The organism is Paenibacillus cellulosilyticus, assembly GCF_003182255.1.
Lineage (GTDB): Bacteria > Bacillota > Bacilli > Paenibacillales > Paenibacillaceae > Paenibacillus_T > Paenibacillus_T cellulosilyticus.
This window is the reverse complement of sequence record NZ_QGTQ01000020.1, coordinates 61498-84534: the sequence shown is the minus strand read 5'-3', so window position 1 is coordinate 84534 and position 23037 is coordinate 61498. Positions and strand designations below refer to the sequence as shown.

The 23037-nt window shown below is 50.7% G+C and carries 21 protein-coding genes; 4 read left to right on the top strand and 17 right to left on the bottom strand.

All coding sequences use genetic code 11. From position 1 onward, the window contains the following. Positions 1-5 precede the first annotated feature (5 nt). The 8 genes from DFQ01_RS20920 to DFQ01_RS20885 form a co-directional block, all read right to left on the bottom strand. Positions 6-1895 (bottom strand): LamG domain-containing protein, encoded by a 1890-nt coding sequence (locus DFQ01_RS20920; protein ID WP_110045863.1) that lies wholly within the window; start codon positions 1893-1895, stop codon positions 6-8. A gap of 363 nt (positions 1896-2258) precedes the next feature. After that, the gene (locus tag DFQ01_RS20915) at positions 2259-2804 is read right to left on the bottom strand and encodes a VRR-NUC domain-containing protein (RefSeq protein WP_110045862.1); all 546 of its coding nucleotides are present in this window, start codon (positions 2802-2804) and stop codon (positions 2259-2261) included. 221 nt (positions 2805-3025) lie between these two features. Next, positions 3026-3607: a hypothetical protein gene (locus DFQ01_RS20910; protein WP_110045861.1), complete on the bottom strand. Its 582-nt coding sequence runs from the start codon at positions 3605-3607 to the stop codon at positions 3026-3028. Positions 3608-3714: 107 nt separating this feature from the next. After that, complete coding sequence (locus tag DFQ01_RS20905; RefSeq protein WP_110045860.1) at positions 3715-4512, bottom strand: TerC family protein; 798 nt, start codon at positions 4510-4512, stop codon at positions 3715-3717. Positions 4513-4541: 29 nt separating this feature from the next. Further along, positions 4542-5804 (bottom strand): TerD family protein, encoded by a 1263-nt coding sequence (locus tag DFQ01_RS20900; RefSeq protein ID WP_110045859.1) that lies wholly within the window; start codon positions 5802-5804, stop codon positions 4542-4544. A 67-nt stretch (positions 5805-5871) separates the two neighbouring features. Next, positions 5872-6450 carry a TerD family protein gene (locus tag DFQ01_RS20895; protein WP_110045858.1) on the bottom strand — a complete coding sequence of 193 codons (579 nt, stop codon included), beginning with the start codon at positions 6448-6450 and terminating at the stop codon, positions 5872-5874. Positions 6451-6505: 55 nt separating this feature from the next. Next, on the bottom strand, positions 6506-7081 hold the full coding sequence (locus DFQ01_RS20890) for a TerD family protein (RefSeq protein ID WP_110045857.1): 576 nt from the start codon (positions 7079-7081) through the stop codon (positions 6506-6508). A 332-nt stretch (positions 7082-7413) separates the two neighbouring features. Further along, positions 7414-8226: a tyrosine-protein phosphatase gene (locus DFQ01_RS20885; RefSeq protein ID WP_245946816.1), complete on the bottom strand. Its 813-nt coding sequence runs from the start codon at positions 8224-8226 to the stop codon at positions 7414-7416. A 397-nt stretch (positions 8227-8623) separates the two neighbouring features. Here DFQ01_RS20885 and DFQ01_RS20880 point away from each other — a divergent pair, with 397 nt between their 5' ends. The 3 genes from DFQ01_RS20880 to DFQ01_RS20870 are packed head-to-tail and all read left to right on the top strand — an operon-like array spanning position 8624 to position 10609. Beyond that, positions 8624-9127 carry a hypothetical protein gene (locus DFQ01_RS20880; RefSeq protein WP_110045855.1) on the top strand — a complete coding sequence of 168 codons (504 nt, stop codon included), beginning with the start codon at positions 8624-8626 and terminating at the stop codon, positions 9125-9127. Positions 9128-9143: 16 nt separating this feature from the next. After that, positions 9144-9560: a hypothetical protein gene (locus DFQ01_RS20875; RefSeq protein WP_110045854.1), complete on the top strand. Its 417-nt coding sequence runs from the start codon at positions 9144-9146 to the stop codon at positions 9558-9560. Positions 9561-9595: 35 nt separating this feature from the next. Next, positions 9596-10609, top strand: a complete 1014-nt coding sequence (locus DFQ01_RS20870; RefSeq protein WP_110045853.1) for a phosphotransferase — start codon at positions 9596-9598, stop codon at positions 10607-10609. 14 nt (positions 10610-10623) lie between these two features. Here the strand turns inward: DFQ01_RS20870 and DFQ01_RS20865 are convergent, their stop codons facing one another. The 5 genes from DFQ01_RS20865 to DFQ01_RS20845 form a co-directional block, all read right to left on the bottom strand. Continuing rightward, on the bottom strand, positions 10624-11634 hold the full coding sequence (locus DFQ01_RS20865) for a hypothetical protein (RefSeq protein WP_110045852.1): 1011 nt from the start codon (positions 11632-11634) through the stop codon (positions 10624-10626). 25 nt (positions 11635-11659) lie between these two features. Further along, positions 11660-12628, bottom strand: coding sequence for a hypothetical protein (locus tag DFQ01_RS20860; RefSeq protein WP_110045851.1), 969 nt, complete (start codon positions 12626-12628; stop codon positions 11660-11662). Between the two features lie 2 nt (positions 12629-12630). Continuing rightward, positions 12631-13542: a helix-turn-helix transcriptional regulator gene (locus tag DFQ01_RS20855; protein ID WP_110045850.1), complete on the bottom strand. Its 912-nt coding sequence runs from the start codon at positions 13540-13542 to the stop codon at positions 12631-12633. Positions 13543-13690: 148 nt separating this feature from the next. Beyond that, positions 13691-13879, bottom strand: coding sequence for a hypothetical protein (locus DFQ01_RS20850; RefSeq protein WP_110045849.1), 189 nt, complete (start codon positions 13877-13879; stop codon positions 13691-13693). A gap of 171 nt (positions 13880-14050) precedes the next feature. Further along, the gene (locus tag DFQ01_RS20845) at positions 14051-15184 is read right to left on the bottom strand and encodes a zinc-dependent alcohol dehydrogenase (RefSeq protein ID WP_110045848.1); all 1134 of its coding nucleotides are present in this window, start codon (positions 15182-15184) and stop codon (positions 14051-14053) included. A 132-nt stretch (positions 15185-15316) separates the two neighbouring features. Between DFQ01_RS20845 and DFQ01_RS20840 the strand changes: the two genes are divergently transcribed. Further along, on the top strand, positions 15317-16861 hold the full coding sequence (locus DFQ01_RS20840; RefSeq protein ID WP_110045847.1) for an FAD-dependent oxidoreductase: 1545 nt from the start codon (positions 15317-15319) through the stop codon (positions 16859-16861). A gap of 751 nt (positions 16862-17612) precedes the next feature. On the opposite strand, the gene DFQ01_RS20835 is transcribed toward DFQ01_RS20840, so the two are convergent. The 4 genes from DFQ01_RS20835 to DFQ01_RS20820 all read right to left on the bottom strand — a co-directional run bounded on the left by DFQ01_RS20835 (position 17613) and on the right by DFQ01_RS20820 (position 23018). Beyond that, positions 17613-18839, bottom strand: a complete 1227-nt coding sequence (locus DFQ01_RS20835) for an MFS transporter (protein ID WP_110045846.1) — start codon at positions 18837-18839, stop codon at positions 17613-17615. A 137-nt stretch (positions 18840-18976) separates the two neighbouring features. Further along, positions 18977-19333 (bottom strand): helix-turn-helix domain-containing protein, encoded by a 357-nt coding sequence (locus DFQ01_RS20830; protein ID WP_245946814.1) that lies wholly within the window; start codon positions 19331-19333, stop codon positions 18977-18979. 121 nt (positions 19334-19454) lie between these two features. Further along, on the bottom strand, positions 19455-21653 hold the full coding sequence (gene bglX, locus DFQ01_RS20825; protein ID WP_110045844.1) for a beta-glucosidase BglX: 2199 nt from the start codon (positions 21651-21653) through the stop codon (positions 19455-19457). A gap of 15 nt (positions 21654-21668) precedes the next feature. Then, on the bottom strand, positions 21669-23018 hold the full coding sequence (locus tag DFQ01_RS20820) for a glycoside hydrolase family 30 protein (protein WP_110045843.1): 1350 nt from the start codon (positions 23016-23018) through the stop codon (positions 21669-21671). Positions 23019-23037: the final 19 nt, after the last annotated feature.

The following is a 23037-nucleotide window of genomic DNA, read 5'->3' as shown; positions in this document are numbered from 1 at the left end:
ACCATTTAACTTTCGATGATATAGAAATCATCTGTAACCATTTTCAGACTAGTTCGCGAAGATGTATTATCGGGGTAAACTCTGTACATATCGCTAATAATCTGATTCTGATCAAGTTTTTTATTCCATACCTGGACATTCGCTAGTTTCCCACTAAATTCGTATTTCCTCTTGGATCCTACTTCAAATGCACCTACACTTAATGTTTTTGACGCTAACACGGACGAAGTTGTCGTACCTGCAAGCTGTTGGATATTTTGCTTAACCCCATTGATGTACAATTCAGCTGTTGTTGTTGTCGGAACACCATTCGGGAATACAGCAGCGACATGGACCCAGGTTTTTTTATAACTAGTTGCATCAATACCGATTATGTCTGATTTAAAGGTATTAAACCCAAAATTACCCGAGCTGAAGTACAGGCCATATTGTGTACTCCATGCGAATGGCATATCACCCGATCCTCCTGCCCAATACATCCAGAACTCAACCGTGTTATATCCCCCGCTAGTGGTATTCACATCAACATCGGAATACGAATACGCATTTGTTACTAGCGTTGTTGCCTTTGACGGTTCCGATGCTAACAACCATTCCCCTGCCAAATTAGACTCACTGAGAGACAACGTTCTATACATATCGTTTTGAATATCTGCTTGTGTTCTACTACTATTCCAAATTCTTAAATCGGATAGCTTTCCGCCGAAGAGAGAAGAAGTTTGGCCTGCGTCGCTTTGATAGCCTCCAATATATGCAGTGGTGGAAGTTGCAACGCTTGAGGCTGTTGTACCTGCAGCTTGTGTCAACGTTTGTTTGACGCCATTCACATATAGCTGACAGGTATCCGCTTTAATCGTACTGTTCGGGAACACAGCCGTAATATGAATCCACTTATTCTTAAGATCTGTTGATGAAATCCCTATAAGATCAGAACTATTCGTACTAAATCCAAAATAACCATTACGGAACACGAGCTTGTAACCAGAGCTCCAAGTAAACGGGATCGAGTTCTCAACGCCATCCCAATACATCCAGAAGTCAACCGTATTGCCCCCACTGCTTACCTTATTCGTATCTAAATTAGCCAAGCTAATAACCTTTGTTTTATCAAAAGGCAATGAACTTAGCGGCTCACTTGGCATCAACCATTGACCTACCAGATTGGATTCATTGCCTTTCATTTCCTTGTAGAAATTACTTTGAATTTCTTGTCCCGTTCTCGCTTTATCCCATATTCTGAAATTCGCTAATTTCCCACCAAAAGCATACTTCTGAACGCCATCTTGTATATAACCACCAATGGTAGCAGATTTCGAAACAGGCCTTAATACAGTTGTTGTTCCTTTAACCTGTTGAATATTCTGCTTAACTCCGTCGATATACAATTCACAATTCGAAGGTGTTAATACACTGTTATTGGGGAAAACAGCCGCCACATGAACCCATTTATTAGCGAGTCCCGCAGAGGATACTCCGATAATGTCTGAACTAAAAGTATTGAATCCGAAATAACCACCTGAGAGGTACATACTTAATTTGGTGCTGAATGTAAAGGGCATAGCAGTACTTGAACTTCCATCCCAATACATCCAGAACTCAACTGTAGTTTTACCCGTTGTGGCCAAAGAGAGATTTGGAGAGATAGTAAGCACTTTATCTTTTGCAAACGTCAATGATGATTTGGGACTTATGTTTACTTTCTGTTTCTTCGTCGTGTTCCCATTAGCATCGTATATGTACTTGATATACGTCCCGTCGGAATTCTTAACGTATAGCAATTTCCCATCGTTTGTGTAAATGTAAGTCAAACTTCCCGCTGCGTTAGCTACTCCTGAAATAAGTAGTAAGAAACATAATAGAGCAATAGACATGAGTGTTATTCGTTTTGTGCTCATTCACTTAATCCTTTCTCTAATGGAGGTATGTAAATCATAGTTTAATCTCAATCAAGCAACTCCTAATCCCATTCTCACAACTAAGCCACCCTTTCATATAAATGGAAAACACCAAAATATTTTATAATATTTTAATTAATTTTACCATAATAATTTACAGACTGAATCATATCCAAATCCAAGTCAGTTAATATCATCACACGAAAAGATACAAATACTTCTTTTAAAAGAATATTCTCATTTCTCTAATACACCTCCAACAATCGCACTATGTCAGAAAGAAAGGGAATAAGTAATAGGCTGCTGCATTGGCTATTCACCAACGCAGCAGCCTATTTTAAAGTCCCTTGATTCTATCAGCACTTATGCGAACTCCCAGCTTATAGCTTTAGCTGTCTCCGCATCCTCCTCAGCGTAAACCTCACAAACTTCCACATCGCAGTTAAGTAATAACGCAAGCAGCGCCAGCCCTCGTGCCTGTGGCTCACGAAGATGGTCCTTCCTAGCTCTTTTCACTTCGACAAACTTAACGTAGGAGCAATCCTCGGAGAAAATCATTAAGTCCGGCAGTTCGAACTTGATGTTTCGGAATGAGGGATACAAACTCCTGCTTGCAATAAAAAGCTCATCTCCAAACCTTTGCCTCAGTATTTCATCTGACTCAGGGAAAGTTCCGATTTTGTTACCGCCAAAAATTCCGAATCTGTGCGTATAGCGATAACCTAACGATTCGTAATGCTTTCCTGCTATATACTCTACAAATCCGGTAACGGCATAGTTCCCATCACGACCCATCAGACCCTTTAGGTACTCATCAGAGCAATCTGATCTACTACCTTCCAACCAGTTCTGTAATTCATAAGGCTTATAAGTAATGATATTAGTAGGAAAAGTCATTGTTAAACCCATTGCAATTCTCCTGTTCACATTAATGTAGCGTACATACACTTACTCTCTTATAACGCTGGACCATTCATTGTTGTGATAGATATAGGGGATTCAATATATACTTTCCAGTTTTTGATCAATGATATTACTTAAAGAATCGCTAAAGCTGCAATTAAAAAGACTCCCTAGATAGATGTGCTCATCTACTAAAGAGTCAACAGCTGCGTATTTAATCTCGACAACTAAAACCTCTTCCGATTCCCCCCGCCAAAATCAAAATCCTTATGACCCGCGATCCGCTCTCGCGTTTCCTTGAACGTCCGCTGCAGGCTTTGGATCTTATCGAACTCTGGATCGCCGGGACCGAGGTTTTGCATGAAAACATATTTCAAGATCTCGCCGTAGAACTCGATCTTCTTGTCCAGCTGGGTCAGCTCGAGATCAATGATGTCGTCGATCGTATTGTACTCAATGAACTCCCGTATATCGTCAATTGAACCTGCCTCTGGTTCGGGCTCCCAGTCTGGCTCACGTCTTGCGCGCGTCTCGGGCTCCGAGGAGGATGGTTCCAGGTCGATTGTCGTGCGAAGACTCGACATGGCGATGCCCTGCTTGGCCAACATGATCTGGAACTCTTTGTTGCGAATCAGATCGGCAATGACGCTGCGGCACAGGTCGCGATTGCCCAGCAGCATGCCGTCGAACGGGTGAAGCGTCCATACGCCGTGGCGGAGGAACAGATTCAGAATAAATTTCTCACTGCCGTAAACATATTCGATATTGATCGTCGAATCATTCACGATTTCGAATGAAAATGGAATCATCAATTTTCCCCCAATCGTTAAGAAAACGCGCCAACGGGAGGTAACAACAAGTCCCTCCTATTATCATACAGGAGGGACTGCTTCATGGATATAAATGTTAGAGAATCTTAAGCCGTCTTCGCCTCGGATTCGTTCTTGCCGCGCACTGCGCTGTAGATCATCGTGCCGACGAACACCGCAATGAGCAACCCGAAGAACAGGTAGTGCGACACTTCGAAGCCGAATGCGCCGGCAATCATCTTCGCACCGATAATAACGATAAGGATGAATGCTGCTTGCTCAAGCTCAGGGAACTTGTCGATCAGCTTGAGGAACAGCTGCGCGACGCCGCGCATCATCAATACGCCGAGAATACCGCCGAGGAACAGGACCCATACTTGGTCGCTGACACCAAACGCCGCCAGGACGCTGTCGATACTGAACGCAATGTCCATCAGCTCAACGGCAAGCACCGTACGCCAGAAGCCAAGGCCTTTATTCTCGACTTCGCCTTCCTCGCCATCGTCCTTCTTGCCGATATACGGCAGGATCGGTACCCCGCCAGCCTTCACGAACTTAACTTCAAGACCGAACAGATTGCTGAGCGCAATCCACAGCAGATATACGCCGCCGGCTACTTTGATCCACGTGATTTTGACCAAGTACACACCGATACCGATCGAGATGAAGCGGAACAGATAAGCGCCGATAATACCGTAGAACAAAGCCTTCTTCTGCTGCTCCTTCGGAAGATGCTTAACCATGACGGCAAGCACAAGCGCGTTATCTGCCGACAATAGACCCTCAAGAATAACGAGCGTTAACACAAAGCCCCAGTTGGTTGGACTGGAGAGGACAGCCGACAGGTTGTCCCAGTTGAAGAAATCCGAGAAATTGTTAATGACACTGTTGAAAAAATCGACCATTGCTGCTTCCTCCACCTATAGGCTCACGATTATTTGGATCCTGCGACCCAACGCATTCCCCATCCGTATGCCTGATCTAATTCGCGATGTCCACTGAAATGACGAACGATCCGTTCGATGCTGAACGTCTCATTGCCTTGGTTCTCGATCATCGCGATTGCACACATCCGATGGTTATTGTCGTATTCGTCCAGCCTTACGATAATATCCGGCCCGCCATCCTGCTTCAGCGTTACGATGCCGTCTGCTTCGGACCAGCGGGATACGCCTTCGTAGATGAAGGTGAAGACGAGAATCCGCTTAATTTCGGCCACTTTAGCGCCATTAATTCGGATATTCTCACCCGTCTTGACCGAGCCTGTCCGGTCGTCACCATCCAGCACTATGTACGGCGCACGGTCGAGAGAGCCGAACCTTTCCCCTAACGCTTGGATAACGCCCTTCTCGCCATTCTTGAGCTCATAGAGACATGCAAGGTCTAGATCGATCGCTTCGCTCTTGCTGCCCCAGAAGCCGGATTTCTTCGTCTGCTGGTTCCAGTTCAGATTGATCAGAATCTCACCTAGTCCGCCGGACTTCTTCTGAAGGTTGATTTTCTCGCCCTTCTTCTTAAGTTCGATCTTAGACAGGTTCAATTGAACTGGCTGCTGCTGCTGCTGCGGCTGTGGCGGAATGACTGGTGGCGCTGCAGGCTTCGGCGGTGCTGGCGGAGGCGACTGCTGCGCGTTCACGGGCGGCACAGGTGCCTTGTCCTGCGTCTCAATTCCATAAGAAGCGCACAGTGCGTTCAGACCGCCGGAATAACCAGCGCCGATCGAGCTAAACTTCCATTCGCCATTGTATCGATATAATTCTCCTACGACGATAGCTGTCTCAATGGAGAATGGATTGCCGAGGTCATAGCGCAGCACTTCTTGGCCTGACGCTGCATTCGAGAATCGGATGAAGGCACCGTTCACTTGACTGAAGTTCTGGCGCCGCTGCTCGCCTTCGTAAATCGTAAGCGTAAACGCGATTTTATCCACTTGCGGGGATACTTTGTCGAGGCTAATCATTAACTGCCTCTCTGTTGCTCCAACCTCCGAGTAAGCGATGAAGGCGTTGGATGGGTTGCCATAAAAGATCAAATCGCTGTCTCCGCTCACTTTGCCGCTAGACGCAAGCAGGAATGCGGAGCAATCGAGCTCGATGTTCGCGGACGATGCCCAGCCTATCGTAACCTTCAGGTTGGACAGGGAGGGATTGCCCTTCGTAATGTCGGCTTTTTGTCCCTTCACTACCGAAACAGACATCCAGATTCACCCTTTCTTCGTATCAAAAATTCAGGGGATACGGTTACCCGTTCCCCTGCCGTTCATGCTATACGCTCAGCCCGTAGTTACGAACGAGCGAGATCAGGCCGCCAGCGAAGCCGCTGCCGATCGCTTGGAATTTCCAATCGTTCCCGTGACGATAAAACTCGCAGAACACAACCGCCGTCTCCGTCGAGAAGTCCTCGCCTAGATCGTAACGGAGCACTTCCACGTTATTCGCTTCGTTCACGACGCGTACGAATGCGCTGGAGACTTGTCCGAAGTTCTGATAGCGTGTTTCCGCCTCATGGATCGTAACCGTAATTCCGATCCGGCTGATGTGAGCAGGAATTTTGCTGAAATCGATAACGATCTGCTCGTCGTCGCCATCGCCCTCGCCTGTACGATTATCGCCTGTGTGCAGGACCGCGCCGTTATAAGCTTGAAGGTTATTATAGAAGACAAAGTCCGCTTCGCTCTTCGCTTTGCCGTCCTCGTGCAGCAGGAATGCCGACGCATCAAGGTCGAAGTCGCTTCCTCCGCTGTATTTGTTCGTATCCCAGCCAAGGCCGACGATTACTTTGGTCAACCCTGGGTTCGTCTTCGTAAGGTCAATGCGCTGACCTTTTGCTAGATTGATGCTCATTCTGCTCACTCCATTTTTGTAGAAATAGTGATTACGAACGATTAAGTAGTTGCTATTAAGCTAGACCGTAGTCACGCACAAGGCCTGCAAGTCCGTCTTTATAGCCGCTGCCGATCGCGGAGAACTTCCACTCGCCGGAGTGGCGGTACAGTTCACCAACAACGATGCCCGTCTCGATCGAGAAGTCTTCGCCAAGGTCGAAACGAATCACTTCTTCGTCATTCGCCTCGTTCACAATACGCACATACGCATTGGACACTTGGCCGAAGTTTTGATTGCGCTCTGCCGCTTCGTGAATCGTGATCGTGAATGCTACTTTCTCAACGTTAGCTGGAACGTTGGCCAGATCAACCTTGATTTGCTCATCGTCTCCGTCGCCTTCGCCGGAACGGTTATCGCCCGTGTGGACAACAGAACCATTCTCATTTTGTGGGTTGTTATAGAAAATAAAGTTTTTCTCGTGCTCTACTTTACCCGCGCCGTTCGTGCAAAATACGGACACGTCGAGGTCGAATTCGCCGCCAGCATCATATTTGTTCGTATCCCAGCCCAATCCAACAAGAATCTTCGTGAGTCCTGGGTTCGTTTTCGTAAGATCAACTTTCTGTCCCTTAGCTAAATTAACTGCCATAGCATATCCCTCTTTTCTAGTTCTTTAGTCCCGCTACTTTCATATATTATCATACCAAGGTAGGATAACCCATAAGATTTACACCCTATTTAATTAAAGTTTAGCTAAAGTTATTTGTTAAACCTCAATTAAAATAGATGTTTTTTAACAAATCAGCCAGACAATCTTACATTTCTGCTGCCTGACACTGTTCCAGTTCCCTTATTCCAATTACACATATTGTAATATCGGCTAAACCACTCATTCATTAAAGTTTAATCCTATAATTTGTTATCAACTAAAAAAGCCTCCGTAAAGAGAGTCTCCTCCCTCTACGAAAGCTATCCATTCCATCATTCATGCGCCTCTCGCTCATCCGAGACTAAGCTCTCGCGCAGCACCTCAATCGTCCGCTCATCTACCCCGCAAGCCTGCACGAGATAGGATTCAATTGTCCCATACTTCGCAAACAGCTCGTCCAGCACTTCCTCCAAGTATTCATGCCGAACCTCCAGCAGCGGCAGCAGCCGCTCTCGGGATAGACGGAAACAGGTGAAGATTCGTAAGTATCTGATCGCACGATCCGTCTCGCTTTCATTCAGCGGGTTAGACAGCATATAGTCCGTCATGACCTCGTTACGCGGAACGCCGGCCAGCAGCTGCAGAAGAGCAACGATCATTCCCGTCCGGTCTTTGCCGCTCGCGCAATGAATCAACGTTGGTGCACCGCCTTGTTCAGCGAGCAGCGTCATGACAGCTCGAATCTGATCGGTGCTATCGAATAACACCTTACGGTAAAAATCTCGCATGATCTGATGAAAATCAATCGTTCGAACGGTGCTTAGAATCTGCTTGAAAATTTGAAACCTCGTATAGTCCTCATCGTTCTGATAAAACGGGATGTTCACTGTCCTCGTGCTGCTCTCCACAAAACGCGGGAGCCTTGTTCTTCTCTCGTTGGGCGTGCGGAGGTCACAGATGAGCTTCAGATTCAGACCATTGAATTTGTTCAGGTCCTTCAGTTTCAGCTTATGCGGTTCATTCGAGCGATACAGGATCCCCGTCCTCATGACACGTCCGTCCACAATCGGCAATCCCCCGACGTCGCGGAAATTGATCAAGCTGTCCATTTTGCGTATGCCTCGATCCACATTCACTGCTGCCACATGATTCAATACCCACAACCTCCTGACGAGCCAGCTTGACTCCTCACCAATCTAATAATTCCAATTACACATATTGTAAGATACATTAAACCATTATCGTAGCAAAGCGCAATCCTCAACGTCTATTCCAGCACGAAAAAGCTTCCGCAGAGAGATTCTCATCCCTCCACGGAAGCCGATATCGCGCTACTCCCTGACTACTCCACACTCAAATCCTTCCGATAAATCCCTGTCATAACGCCGTTCGTCATGGGTGCGTGATTAAAGAAACTTCAGTTTTTTCCAAAAAATTCCTATTTCAAAATGAAACTTTTTACCATTAACCGGTGTCTACAGCTATATACAGCAAGGCAGCGGAGCATTCGGCTTATTTTCAAACCAATAGAGGAGGATTAAGATGAGAGGAAAAGTGTGGCTGCTGCCACTATTGCTGCTGCTTCTAGTAGGATGCAGTGCGGGGTCGAATGAACGCAGTGAAACGACGACTACACCCTCTGCAACCAACCTTACGTATGATCCGCAGAAGGTCAAAGTTGGCGATCAGCTTGGCCTAATGACGATCAAGAGCGCTCAGGTCACGCCGTTTATGGAGAACCAGCCGCTTGTCGATATTGAATTTACATCAGAGCCTATCGAAATCAGCGGTACCTACCATCATGATCCCGATCGAGACGGGATCACGTTCATACCTGATTCGAGTTCGCAGCAGCTGTTTCCTAAGCACAATCTATTCGAGTACGAGACGAGGTTGTATTTTACAGAGGAGAAGGATGCCAGCTTATTCGGAAATCAAGAAACAGGCGAAGCCACCATCGAGATTGAAGGCTATCATGAGATTGTGAATTACAAGGATGAGGTCACACAAAATAGCCGATTAATTCGAATGAAGGACATTCATTAGGAGTGAAGCGCGTCGCATGAGATATTTGATTCTATGGTTTGCATCCGTCGTCATGTTCAATGGAGCCTTCATCGGACTTGAACTACTGGAGGGCAACAAGATTACGACAACGGAATATTACGGACTGCGCAATATGGGCGTGGCCTTCTTGTTCATCACCTTTTTCTTATCGATCGTCGTTTCAGCTATATATCTACTTGTTACAGCCGCGCTGCATCTATTGGCTCGTCGCGTCTGGCCGCTCCACTATGCGCTATACTGTGGCTTGGGAATATACGCAGGATCGTATTTTTTTGACGTCTTGTACAATGAATCCTTCGTGAGAGAATTTCATCTCCATAAGAGCAGCGCGTATATGCTATTCGGTCTGGCCGGGGCGCTGTACAGCATTCTGGATACCGCGTTTGGTAAGGCGAAGGCGCTGAAGCAATAAGCTGACAGCTTGGATGAACAGGAGGAATCGCAGTTATGACAGATACGATCGATACGATTATTGAACACTATTTTCCGCTCGATCATGTAAGCACAGAGCCCGTTCCCTTCGGGCTAACGAATACGACAAGGTTCGTAACGGTGCAGGACCGTAAATATGTCGTTCGTCATTATAACCGTTATACGAAGTCTCAGGATAGCTTGAGCTTAGAGATGAAAGTGACGTCGTTTCTAAACGAACTGCCGCTAGCTTTTGAAATCCCTGCGTTTCTGCCTACAAGGAATGGCGAGGGATATGTGATATTATCGGATGGGACACTGGGGGCGCTCGTCACGTACATCGAAGGCGCTGCTCCCCCGCTTTCAACGCTTGCTGATGCGAACGCGTTAGGACAAGTCGTTGGTGAAGTTAGCGTGAGGCTTAGAGAATTTGGAGAACTGAAGGATTGCCATCCTTACACGGGCATTCCTTTCACCGATTTCTATCGGCTTCATCCTCTTGCCACTCGAGAGGCAGCTGCTGCTTTCTGGGAGACGCCGCCTTTTCCCATTACGGATGAGCAGCGGCGTATATATGAGGAATCGCTCGCTTCGGTTGAAGCGAATCGCGATGCACTGTCCGCCTTGCCTAGACAAGTGGTGCACCACGATTTGCTTGTCTTCAACCTGTTAGCTGTTGAGCAGCGTATAACGGGCGTGTTGGATTTCGATTTCCTTGCGGAAGATATTCGGTTCCTGGAGTTCGCGATCAGCCTCAATCATGTGCTCCACATGTCAGGCGGCTCGCTAGAGATGGCGCAAGCTTTCATTGAGGGATATGCCTTGTATGGCGGCTGCACCTACGAGGAAATGCAGCAGCTTCGCACCTTAACCCGCTTGTACCATATTGCTGTCTTACATATCTATATTGGACAAAATCGTTCTGGCAAAGACAACGCAGCTGCGTTTGCTTATATTGCGAATCAGCTCATCGAGCGGGACAACTGGCTGCAGTGTCACGAAGATCAGCTGAAGACGCTGCTAGAACCGCTATTGCGGGCGGTAAAATAGCACGTCGAGTCGAGTTATCGCAGCCCCACATCATGGAACCGATTGTCGACCGTCTCACGAACAAGCTGCCGAAGCGCTTCGATCGCCTGCGTCTCGGCCTGCTTGGCCTCTTGGAATAATCCGCACAGCTCATCTACTTGATTGATTGCCGCAGCCTCGATACCTGTGAAAAGCTCCGCAACACGATAATAATGCGCTGCCGCCTCAACAGCCGCCGGCCATCGCCGCTCCGCCTCGGACATATACGCCGCAATGTCCCGCTTCGCAACCGCCATGCATCGGAATGTCTCGCTTGCCCCCGCCTGATCATAATCGCCGCTGCGGAGTGCCTGAAGGATTGCATCATACACCGCTGCTCCGCAAGCATAGTCCTTCTCCGGCAGCGTACCGTCATGCGTCTCCCATTTGAATATCGCCTGCAAGAACGACTCCTTCATCACAGCCGCCTCATCCATTGGAATACAGCCTTCGAATATCTGATAATACCAATACGGAGATGGATTCTCGCGATCTTCTCCAACTCCGAAATCCCTATCGTTGAACGGCTTAACCTCATCAGACCATCCATCGGCATAGAACAACCTGACTGAGTCATTCCCAGTGCCGCCACTACCTGAGCCGTCTTCGACATCCTCATAGCCCACAATCGCAACGAATTGCCCGTTATGCCAGCAGATAGCCGCAATACCGCGGTCGATCGAAGAGCGTATATCTCCGATCGCCTGCTTGCGATAGAGCGGGAACGTTCGCTTGAAGGTGAATTCCGCCTTGGAGCTGCACATTACCCCAATGAAATCCGCCGCGAGAAAATGCTCCGCATGCCAGTTGTACGCCGTCGTCGACTCGGCCGTCAGCCTGCGATGGACCGCCATGCGAAAGCCGTTCACCGTCATCCCCGCCAGCATCGGCTTGGACAACGTCGTCCAGCCTGCATGCGTCAATACCGCATGCATCGCATCAAGATACGGTCTCGACTCCGCCTTCATATGAAAATGCTGAAGTTTATTTGCTGTAAGGGATACCATCGCTTCCACGCCTCCAGTCTCAACACTACCTTGATGAATGTGTGTTCCATCTTGTCTCAATCGTCCGAGACGGATCGGCATAACGTACGGACAGCTTGCTGAACTGTTGAATCGCCCGATCTTCCAGCTGCGCCGCTGCCGCAAGCTTATCCTTCATCGCCGACACGCCTCCGCTATGCTCGAAGCTTATATCCGCGATGAGCCCACTCAGTTCTGCGTAATACTTGTAAGCCTCCGCTATCTCGGGCCACAGAGTCTGCATCTCTGAGAGATAATCGCGAATCTCTTGCCGTGCATACCGATACGAATCTAGGATGTATCTTCCTCCGCCCTCATCGAAGTCGCCGCTCTTCAGCGCACCAATGAAAAACTCGTATGCAAGCTTGCCGGATGCGATGTCCTTGTTCGGCAGCGTTTTGAACGGCGTATGCCAATCGTGGATCGCTAACCGCGCCGATTCCAGCACTTGCTCCTCAAGCGGTACAGCGACTTTCTCCCCGAACATCTGTACATACCAGAACGGCGTGAAATTCAGACCCAGATTGTCATACAGCACAATATGATCCTCCTGCGACCATCCATCCTGTAAGAAGAACACGCCGTCGTCATCGTCATACCCATGAATAATACCAAACTCTGGAATCCAATGGATGACGCCTAGACCACGGTCAAGGCTGGCTTTTATCCAGTTGACTGCATCCTTCTGGTAATGTTCGAACGTCAGATGACGAGTGCGGCCCCCATCCCATATCGTGAGCAGTCCAAGATTGTCTACCGCTGGACCATGTTCAAGTCCCCATTGACCGTACGCCGTCACGGACAGAGGAAGCAGCCGTTCATGCACTGTGAACTTGAAAGCCATGCCCGATAAACCCGACAGCCTATACTTCGGTCCCTCGAACAAGCCTGCAGCGGTTAATATCGCATACATGCTATCGACGAATGATTTGGATTCCCGTTTCATTCGTATATGGTGTAAGTAGACGCTCGACAACGTTACCGCTCCTTATCCAATCGCGTCAGCACGGCCGAGCAATGCAGGCGCAGCTTCTCCCGCAGCCATTTCGGCGCGAGCAGCTCGTCCCACTCGGCCACCATCAAGTGCCGCACAAACGCATTCGTATCGTAAAAATCAACCTCGTACAGCAGCGGATCAACATCTGAGCACGCTGAAGAAAATCCGTTCCATGTCTCGCCGCATTCAAGCGGCTCCACGAGACGGACCTTCGCTGTGAAAGGCTTTCGCGCAGGCGCCCCGCTCTCATTCCCCGTGGACGCTCGAACATTCGTCAGACTCGCGATCGCAGCCGTCTGCTCAACAATCGTCGCATGCGCGATCGCAGATAGACGGAAATGCCGCTGCTCCTGCCCGTTATCACAGTACGCCGCTACGTAATCGTCATTATAGCGAGACAGCAGCCGAGTCGGCTGAATCGTTAACTGCTCGCCCTCATAAACAAGTTGAACGAGCCGCGAGCGCTTGATCGCCTCCGTCAGCAGCAGTACCAGCTGCATCATGCGCGGATCGGCATTAAACATCGGCAGCCGATCGTATAGTTCCGACTCCGATTCATCCGTGAATCGGTCTAGCAATCGGGCGACGCGATGCGCCGTATCGGCGTGATCGTAGTTATACTGACTGTACCGATGGACGAGATACTTCAATACCCGCTTCTCGTCCTCCGTCATATAGAGATGCGGCAGCACATAGGCCGAATCGTCATAGCTGTATCCGCGCCGCTTGGCATCATAGACAAGCGGCGCTCGCAGCGAGGCTCCCATATATTCAATATCGCGCTGCGCCTGCCGCTTCGATATTTCGAACCGCTCCGCCAGATGGTTGCTGTTCGGATAGCGGGCTTCTCTTATTTGCTGATCGAACCATTGAATCCGGTGCGTGTTGCTCATTGTCCGTTCGTCACCTCATCGCCAAGCTGCTTCTATTGTATTAAGCGTAACGGAAGCTAGAAAAGCTTGGCAACTTTTTTTCCAACATGAGAAAAGAGCCCTTCCTCTTACTAGCAAGAAGAAGAGCTCCTTACAGGTTCGCGGTCGTTCAGACCGGAATACGATCGATCGCTTCAACCGCTGCGTTCTGGCATCTTTTGCATACCTTGACGGACTTACCGTTTGTCTGGGAACGTGTATACAGCAGCTTAATGCGCGTCGCATGGCAGACCGGGCATGTGCCGCGGCCGCGCGAAGGCAGGCTCCAGAGAACGCGGCCTCGTTTTGTTTTGACCATTGTGAGTGACAACCCCTTGTTCGATGATGAGCGTTGGTGTAGATCGTGGTGTACATGCTCATCATACGGGAGTTGGTACGACATAGAATGTCGCAGCAGTTTCAAGATTTCAAGATAGGCATAACGTACCCTAGTAAAAAATGAGGGAGATTCCTCTCCCTCATTCCAATATTACGGCTTCAACACAACTTTCACGCAGCCATCCTCATGGTTATTAAAGATATGATAAGCATGCGCTGCCTCTTCAAGCGGAAGCCGATGGGTGATGATCGCTTTCGGATCAAACTCGCCCTTCACGATTCGCTGATAGAGCTCGGGCATATAGTGAACCACCGGTGCCTGGCCCATTTTCAACGTAATATTGCGCGCGAAGAAGGCGCCGAGCGGGAACATGTTGTAGGTGCTGCCGTATACGCCTGTAATTTGAACCGTCCCGCACTTACGGACAGCTTTCGTAGCGATTTGGATTGGACCAAGCGTTCCTCCCTGAAGCTTGAGCTTTTGCTCCAACCATTCGAGCGGCGACTTCTTCCCGTCCATCCCCACGCAATCAATGACAACGTCTGCTCCGCCATGCGTGATTTCTTTCAGGTATTCCCCCATATCGTCATCCCGCGTGAAATCATACGTTTCAACCTTGTTGATCTCCTTCGCATGCTTTAGCCGATAGTCCAAATGATCGACTGCGATGACGCGCTTCGCCCCTTTCATCCAGGCGAACTTCTGCGCCATCAGTCCCACAGGCCCGCAGCCGAGCACAATAACGGTATCGCCGGACTTCACCCCAGCGTTATCGACGCTCCAATAGGCCGTCGGGAGAACGTCCGATAGGAAGAGCAGCGATTCATCCTCCAGCTCGCAGTCCTTCGGAATGACGAATGGTGCAAAATTGCCGAAATGCACGCGCAAATATTGAGCCTGCCCGCCCGGATAATTCCCGTATTTCTCCGAATAGCCGAGATAACCGCCCGAATCATAGTGAGGATTGCTGTTATCGCATTGGCTCTCCATCTGGTGCTGACAATAATGGCATCGTCCGCACGAGACGTTGAAAGGAATGACGACGCGGTCGCCTTTTGACACTCGGGTAACACCTGGTCCTACTTCCTCCACAATTCCCATGGGCTCGTGGCCGATGACATAACCCGGCGGAAGCGGAATGCTTCCTTCATACAGATGCAGGTCCGAACCGCAAATCGCTGTACTTGTAATGCGTACAACGATATCCTCTTTATCCTCAATGGCGGCATCCCGCACTTCTTGTACTTCAACCTGCTGCACGCCTTGGAACGTGACCGCCCTCATAGATACACCTCGCTTTGATGGTTAACATCTGTAGTATCGGTATTAATAGGCGCACTATGCTCAAGCCTGTCATAAGTTTTTGGATTATATGGCATCATATAGAAAAACCACAAACCAGGAGACTGTATATCCATGACGAACGATTCATCTCTATCCTATGCCGGACTGCCCGAGGCACCAAGCTCCTATTGGCTCGAGTCGACGGAGCGTGAGCAGTTTAGTTCCCTAGACAAAGACGTGGAGGTTGATGTTGCTGTCGTTGGCGGCGGCATTACCGGCATCACACTGGCTTGCCTGCTCGCAGAAGAGGGCAAGCGCGTAGCGCTGCTCGAAGCGGGACGTCTTCTTACGGGCACAACAGGGCATACGACGGCCAAAATATCCGCGCAGCACGATCTCATTTACGACGAGCTCATTCACCATATCGGTGCGGAGAAAGCCCGCTTATATTATGAAGCGAACAGCGAAGCGCTTGCCTTCATCCGTGAGCGCGTCAGCAAACATCATATTGAATGCGATCTGACTAGGGAGGATGCTTACGTCTACACGACGACGGTAGACAATATTGAGAAAATCGATAACGAATGGGTCGCCTATCAGCGGCTTGGCATTCCCGGCGAGCGTGTTGAACGCATTCCTTTTGAAATTGATTCTAAAGCCGCGATCGTCATGAGCGATCAAGCGCGATTCCACCCTGTTGCATATTTGCAGCATCTGGTCAAATCTTTCGTTGAACGGGGCGGACTCGTGTTCGAGAATACGACGGCCCTAAGCATCGATCATGGAGATCCCGCCAGTATAGTGAAAACGGCTGCCGGCCATACCGTGACCTGCCGAGATGTCGTGTCATGCTCGCATTTTCCTTTTTACAGTGTGCAAGGGTTCTATTTCGCTCGTATGTATGCAGAACGGTCTTATGTGCTCGCACTTCGGATGAAGGATGAATATCCTGGCGGCATGTATCTAAGCTGCGACGACCCGCCCCGCTCGATCCGACAAGTTCATTACAATGGAGAGAATCTGCTCATTGTCGGCGGCGAGAAGCATAAGACGGGGCAAGGAATTTGCACGATTAAACACTACGAAGCACTGGAGCAATTCGCACGGGAGACGTTCGGCGATCTGGAGATTGCGTACCGCTGGTCCGCTCAGGATTTGACGACACTGGACAACATCCCCTACATCGGGCGCGTTACCCAGAACGAGCCGTATGCCTTCATCGCTACCGGTTATCGCAAATGGGGCATGTCTACGGGTACAGCTGCCGCGCTGCTGCTGAAGGACATGATTCTTGGTGTCGACAATAAATATGAGGAGCTGTTCTCGCCGTCGCGCTTCTACGCCGACCCTGCATTCCGCCACTTCCTCTCGACCAATACCGATGTCGCTGTGCATCTGCTCGCAGGCAAATTGGAGCTCGTTCGCCGCCATCCGGACTCGGTTGAGCCTGGCGAAGGCAGTGTCGTGCAGGTGTATGGCAAACGCGCAGGCGCTTACCGCGAGGATGACGGAACGCTCCATCTGGTCGATACGACCTGCACGCATATGGGCTGCGAAGTGGAATGGAACGAAGGCGACCGGACCTGGGACTGCCCGTGCCACGGCTCGCGTTTCTCCTACAAGGGCGAGGTGCTCGAAGGTCCAGCGAAGAAGCCGTTGAAGTCGTATACGGAGTAAGCATGCGGAGTTGTTGTGGTGCAAAAATGAAGCCGCCGGCGCCTCGTGCGTCGGGCGGGAAACATACGTAGGTACGGTGCGTAACTTCAACCTAAATGGCGTATACGGACGACGACTGTCGTTGTAGATCTGATCGATCTGCACCAAGTCGGTCATGTACGCCTCTTTCTCGTTGCACATGTGCACCTTACACGAGCAACGTCTCTGTACTAACGTAGTGCAGAAATGCACCATATCCTGCTCCACCCGCTGCCGGACCTCAAATATAGTGCATATCTGCACTATATTTTGCCGAAAGTTCTACCCAAACTCCCATAAGGTGCAGATATGCACCTTATCAGTCATTTTGCAGCATCAGCCAAACAATAAGGTGCAGAAATGCACCTCGTTCACCGTGCCGTAAACCAGCTAACCAAGCCGTATCACCACCAGCCTGCACGACCAACGAAGTGCACCAACTGGCGCAGCTTATCGTAGTCCCATTAATGGGCGGTGACTGTTGGGCACGCACGAAGTAAGTATGCAGGCGATAGACCGTGCCTAGGTACTTCGAACAGAAGCTTTGCCGCGAATGCGGCAAGGGCGGGCGCACGAATCACATCATCAAAATCGCGTCCTTGTAGGGAGTCCAGAGGGCACACGCCCTTTGGGGCCCTCCCTAGCAGGGAGGGTTTGGGTGGGTAGAAATTCAACAACACAAACAACCCCCGTCCTGCACGAGCAACGCTCGTGTAGGACGGGGGCTCCAACTCTATTTCCCCTTTTCAGCCTCGCCCATCTGCTTCGGCCGTATCGCGAACAATGCGACTGCGCAGCTTGCGAGGCTGACTGCGGTGAAGATCCAGAACATGAGCCGCTCGCGGTCGAGCATGACCGAGGCGAGCAGCGGTCCTGCCGCAACGCCAATGAACCGCATGCTGCTGTAGAGCGACGTAATGGTACCGCGCTGCTTTTTGTCGATCCCCTCCGTTATGAGCGCATCCAAACTTGGCAGCACCAGCCCAATGCCCGCGCCAGCAATCGAGATTAGCAGCATCAGCATGAACAGTCCTTTGGGCGCAAGCATTGCAATCGCCGCCATGGAAGCAGCCGCTGCCGCTGTGCCGATTACTGTCAGCCACTTCATGGCTGTCTTGTTGCTCCCGATCTTCTTGCCAACGATGAAGGAAGCGAGGCATATCGCACCAAGCGGAATGGCCAGCACCAGCCCTTTGATGACCCCATCAATGTGGTGCTTCTTCTCCAATACCGATGACAAGTCATACAAAAAGCCGAACATGATGTACATGCCAAGACAGCCGATCGCGAATATGGCGTACAGCCATCGGCCGTTCTCAGACAGAATGGCCCGCACTCCCTTAATGAATTCCCGCACTGACGCTTTCGTTTGCTGCTGCCCCTTCGGCTTATTGACGAAAACAGCGACCGCAACGATCGAGATGAGACAAATAAACGGAATAACGATCAACGGCAAATACCACACAACAAGCGCCAAGGCGGATCCGGCGATCGGACTGACGACCTTTCCGAGCGTATTCGAGCTCTCGATCATCCCAAGTCCACTGCTCACCTGCTCCTCTTCCTTCAGCATATCGCCAACCAACGGAAGAACGATCGGGAACGCCCCCGCCGCACCAATTCCCTGAATGAACCGTCCTGCGATGATCCACCAATATGCAGCATGTCCATCCATTAACCAGGCCGCACAACCAGACACTACACCACCGGCGGCTGCGATGGAAAGTCCGACAATAATAATGAGCTTGCGTCCGAAACGATCGGACAAATATCCTGCAATTGGGATACAAATAATCGATACAGCGGCATACACGGTAATGATGAGGCTTGATTGGAGCGACGTAATACCCAGCTTCCGCTGCATTAACGGCAGCACAGGAATAAGCATCGAATTAGCCAACGTCATAATTAACGGAATTGTGGCAAGCGCGGCCAAATCCCGTTTTTTCTTCTCGTGCAAGTGGGTCCACCTTCGTCCTTCATATGCTGCACACTCCGTATAGAGTGTCACCAATCTGACATCTCATACGCTTCGGGCACAAGGTAACTTCTATGCGTTTTATCGGATTTCGGCATCATCCGCACTCATCCAGCCGCTTAACCCAACTTCTTATAACTCCCCGGCGTCATCCCGTACGCCTTCTTGAACGTACGCGTGAAGTACGTCAAGCTCTTATAGCCCACTTGGTCAGCCACTTCATAAATCTTGAACCGCTGAGACTGCAGCATCTCCTTCGCACGATTCATGCGCAGCCCGACGAGGAAATCGTTGAAGCTGATGCCTACCTGATCTCTGAACAACACGCCAAAATAGTTCGGGGAGTACGCGAATCGATTCGCTACTTCCTTCAACGTAACGCCGCGCGCCAAACGTTCAATCACATACCGTTCAATATCCGTATACAAGGACCAGACCGGCTTATTGACCCTGCTCGCTTCCACCGCTTGCTTCATATGGTTCACCACTTTTTTACAAAAGGGCACTGACGCTCGATGCCACATCGATGGTCAATGCCCTTCATTTTTTATAAAAATAATGTCAATGAACGAGCTGCTTCCCGACTCTAAGAATGCTCTACTCCACTACAATCGACACCGCATCGCCGCTGCTCGCGTTGGGACCAACCCAAATCGTGAAGCGTCCCGGCTCAACCGTCCGCTTCATGTCTTTATCAAGGATCGCCAGCTGCCGCTCTCCGATCTCGAAGGCTGCGTATCCCGATTCGCCTGGCGCAAGCTGCAATCGGCAGAAGCCGATTAGCTTCTTCAGCGGCTGCGTGACACTCGCAACCTCGTCGCGAATGTAGCATTGCACGATCTCCGTACCCGCGGTATCACCTGTATTGGTTACCGTAACAGATACACTACTCTTGCCAGCCACACCGATTGAAGCATCCGACACCGTAATTGCGCTGTATTGGAAAGCGGTATAGCTCAGTCCATAGCCGAACGGATACAGCGGCTCAGTCGTCGAATCGATATAGTACGAGGAGTACACGCCGCCAGGAGGTCTGCCCGTCTTCTTACGATAGTAGTAGATCGGCACTTGACCAACGCTGCGCGGAACCGTAACCGGCAGACGCCCGCTCGGATTGTAGTCACCGAACAGTACATCCGCGATCGCATTGCCGCTCTGAACGCCCAGGTGCCAAGCTTGCATGATAGCCGATGCATATTGCTCCAGCCATGGCAGCGCAAGCGGACGACCGCTCATGAGTACGGCCACAATGGGCTTGCCAAGCGCAGCTACCGCTTCAACGAGCTGGCGCTGTGCACCCGGCAGGTCCAGCGACGTACGCGAGCGTGACTCGCCGCTCATCTCAAGCGATTCGCCTAGCGCCAGCACAACGACGTCGGATTGCCGCGCTGCTTCAAGCACCTGTTCGATATTCGCTTCCGTTAGACCGCTGGCTGCCATCGTATCGACACTTACGCTGCAGCCTTCCGCATAGTGAACCGCTGCGCTGCTGCCTACTGCGTGGCGAATGCCATCAAGCAGACTGACGACGTCCTCTGGCTTGCCGTCGAACGCCCAGCAGCCAAGCGGGTCTTTGCGATTATGTGCAAAAGGTCCAATAACCGCGATCGAGCTGCCGCTCTTCTGCAGCGGAAGCACCTGCGCTTCATTCCGAAGCAGCACGATGGACTGCTGCGCAGCCTCTCGCGCCAGCGCTGTGAACTGTACCCGCGCAGCTTCAGCAGCTTCGACGGAAGGTACTTCAACGAACGGCTGCTCCAGCAAGCCGAGCTTGATTTTGACCGCTAGAATGCGAAGGACCGATGTGTCGACGACAGATGCTGGTACGCGACCTTCACGAACAAGCTTCGGCAGGTGACGCATATAGAAGCCCGAATGCATGTCCATATCGCAGCCCGCCAGCACAGCCAGCTCACATGCCTCTTCTTCACTGCCAGCGACCCCATGAACGATCAGCTCTTGCAGCGCATTATAGTCGCTCGCCACAATGCCTTCGAAGCCCCATTCATCACGTAGAATGGTCTTCAGCAAATACTCGTTCGCACAAGCCGGGATACCATTGATCTCGTTGAAGGAGGCCATAATGCTTAGCGCACCTGCTTCAACCGCCTCGCGGAAAGGAGGCAGGATGACATCGCGCAGCTCGCGATCCGACAGATCGACTGTGTTATAATCGCGTCCCGCTTCCGCCAGACCATATCCAGCATAATGCTTCGGACAGCTGGCCGTTGCCTGACCTGGCGCATCTGCTACTTGCGAGCCTTCGACCCATGCTCTGCTGTACTGTGACGTCAGCAATGGATCTTCGCCGATACTTTCAGCAATCCGCCCCCAACGAGGGTCGCGGCTTACATCGATCATCGGTGCGAATACCCAAGCAACGCCGTCCGCCATCGACTCGCGGGAAGCCGCCTCTGCGGTGCGATAAGCAAGTGCCGGATTCCAGGCTGAAGCTTGCGCCAATGGAATCGGGAACACCGTCTTATAGCCGTGGATAACATCGCGTCCGATAAGCAGCGGGATGCGATGCTCCGTATGTTCCGCTATGAGCCGCTGCAGTTCATTCGCTTCTTCTGCACCAGATAAGTTGAAGATAGAGCCGACGCGCCCTTGACGGATTTCATCCCGAAGCAGATCCCGTACCGAGACGCCTGTCTCCGGGTTAATCGGGTTAAAGCCCCAATCGTACTGCGTCATCTGTCCAACCTTCTCATCAAGCGACATGCGGGCAATCAATTGCTCCGCCTGCTGCCTGATTTCAGGTGTCAGCCATGCACGAGTCGAACGCTCTGTCATCGCTGCCGCCTCCTCCTATAGATTGAATAACAGCGTTTGGATGCCGTGTGCTGGAATGCTGCCTTCCGCTACTTGCTCGCGGTTGCGAAGCACATAAGGCTGCTGCTCGTCCGTACGGTTAAGAATAACGACAACAATTTCGCCATCCGGATTGCGGAATGCGGTCGTTTGAAGATTTTCCGTATATTTCGTGCATCCAATGCGGACCGCACCCGGACGAATATATTTGCTGAAATGTCCGATGTAATAGTAAGACGATTGGAACGTCAGCGAGTCGTTCTTCGTATCCGCAATGATTGGCGTATCGCAGTAGTTGCCGACATGATTCGGTCCGCCCTGCTCATCGAGCACGATGTTCCAGTCCGTCCAGCCTTCCATGCCGTTGTTCAAGTTGCCGATGATATCATGCGCATACCGTTCGCCGCTCTTCCAAGAGCCGAGCTGTACGCCGCCCTCATGGCAGCCTTCTGTGAAGATCAGACCTTTCGACGGGTAGCGGTGCTTCACCGCCTGCAGCGCTTCGAAGTGGTCGCCAGAGTACCAGTGGAAGCCGAGGCCCCAGATATACTTGGTCGCTTCTGCATCTTCGAATGCCGTTCTAGCACGATCGTAGACGCGCTCTTTGTTATGATCCCAGATCATAACTTTCACATCTGCACGGCCAGCACGATGCAGCTCCGGTCCGAGATAGTCACGAACGAAGTCGCGCTCTTCCTCAGCCGTATAGATGCACGAATCCCAGATCTGAACGGCTTTCGCCTCGTTCTGAACGGTAAGGCCCCATACCGGCAGACCTTCAGCCTCGTATGCTTCAATGAACTTCACATAGTAACGAGCCCAAGCATTGCGATATTCCGGCTTCAGCTTGCCGCCGTTGTTCATCTCGCCAGTCGTCTTCATCCAAGCAGGCGGGCTCCATGGCGATGCATAGAACGTGAAGTTATCGCCCGCAAGCGCCTTCGCTTGTTGAATGTAAGGAATCATCAGCTCGCGGTCGTGGCCGATGTCGAAGCTTTCGAGCTCTGCATCGTCATCCTGAACATACGTATAGTTGCCAAGCGAGAAGTCACAGCTGTTAATGTGCGTGCGGCAAATCGTGTAGCCGATGCCGTCCTTCTGATCATAATAAGCATCAAGAATACGCTTACTGTTCGCTTGGCTCAGTTTCGATGCCGTTACAACGGAAGCCTCCGTGATAGCGCCGCCAAAGCCAATAATGGATTGGAACTCTACATCTTCATATACGTTAATCACTTTATTCTCAATGCCTTGTACATCATCGCGCAGCTCAATTGGAAGCGCCTCTGTTAACCGGTCCTGTGTGCCTTGTGCCGTTTGAATCGTTCTTACTGTACGAGTCGTCATCTGCCTTGCTCCCCTTTCC